The organism is Sphingopyxis sp. BE235 (assembly GCF_031457175.1).
Lineage (GTDB): Bacteria > Pseudomonadota > Alphaproteobacteria > Sphingomonadales > Sphingomonadaceae > Sphingopyxis.
On sequence record NZ_JAVDWC010000012.1, the window covers coordinates 1 to 1,440 of the forward strand.

The 1,440-nt window shown below is 63.7% G+C and carries 1 pseudogene; it reads right to left on the minus strand.

The features are described 5' to 3' along the window. Window positions 1–1,357 (minus strand): annotated as a pseudogene (locus J2X38_RS22935) (IS701 family transposase); the annotation flags it as partial. Between the last annotated feature and the right edge of the window lie 83 nt (window positions 1,358–1,440).

The window sequence follows — 1,440 nt, forward strand, 5'->3', positions numbered from 1 at the left end:
CTAGCACTACTTTGGCAGAAGTTTGATTGTCTCTTCACGGAGGCGGTGACCGCATTGGGGGCAACAGGCAGGCGGCGGCCTGGATAGGTGATCAAGGATGGCCTGCCGGACTGCGGGCAGACTGGGTTGCGGCGGTGGTCCTGCGATTCTTTTTTTTCCGTCCCGCCTGAGCGAGGCGGCGGGATTGCAGGTAGGCATATGCGATCATCGTCATGAGGGCATGGCGATGAAGACCTGTCCATGATCGCCCTTCAAAATGGTCGAGACCGAGTTCTTCCTTGAGTTGCTGATGGGCCTGCTCGCAGATCCAGCGCGCCTTGATGGCGCCGGCGATATCCCGGATCGGCGTATCTGCGGGCAGGTTCGAGAGATAATATTTGCGCTCGCCGCTGGAGCGATGCTCGCCGACCAGCCATGCTTCTTCCCCGGGCATGTGCTGCGCGCCCGAGGCGCCGATGCGTTGCGGCGGGCCGTCGGCGATGCGGACGCGCATGACGGCAAAGCGCGCGCTCAGGCGTCCCTTCGTTCCCCGACGCCAACTGATCTGTCGCCATTTTGCGTCGTCGAGCACGGCGTGGGCGGCGCGCGATGCGGTGTCCGGAACGTGGTGCTGACGGGGACGCCCGCGTCCCGCCACGGGGAAGATCAGTTGCACATCAGCGGGATAAACCTTCTGGTGCCGTGGGATGCCGACCGCCCAGTGCAAGCCTCTTGTGCTCAGCCCCTGGCGGAAAGAAGCCGAGAGGCCGTATCCGGCATCCGCGAGCACACAGCCAAAGCGCACCCCGGCGGCAATGACCCGGTCGATTTCCTCGATAGCGATCGCCGGCTTGGTGCGATACGGGCGGAAGGGCTCGGGCACGCCCGCCTTGACCATGCGCGCCTCGTCGCTCGTCCAGCTTTCCGGCAGGAACAGCCGCAAGCCCAGCATGATCGGCACCTCTCGCGACGCCAGCGTCACCGATACGAGCGTCTGGCAGTTCGCATTCTTGCCCAGCGCTGATGCATATTGCGGCGCCACTCCCACCGACGCCGTCCCTTTCTTCGGCAACGCGGTGTCGTCGATGATCAGCCATGCCTTGTCGCCGCCGACCAGCGCATCGGCCTGTTCCCACAGGGTCGCCTCAAGCGGACCGCTGTCCCAAAGGCCCGCACCGATGAAGTGATGCAGGCGATCATAGCCGACTTCGCCCGTCCGCGCCGCCATCGGCTGGATGCTCTTGCGATCCCCCGGACCGATCAGGCCCGCGACATAGGCCGGGCACATCCGTTGCCGAGCCTTGTGGCCAAGGCCCTCCAGATAGGGCGCCAGCCAACGCTCCAGATCAACACGCCAATCACCATCCATCGCCGACATCCTTCCAACGTCGGCTCCCTATGAATCACCCATCAACCAAAATGGGAATCCCCAAAATCAAACTTCTGCCAAAGTAGTGCTAG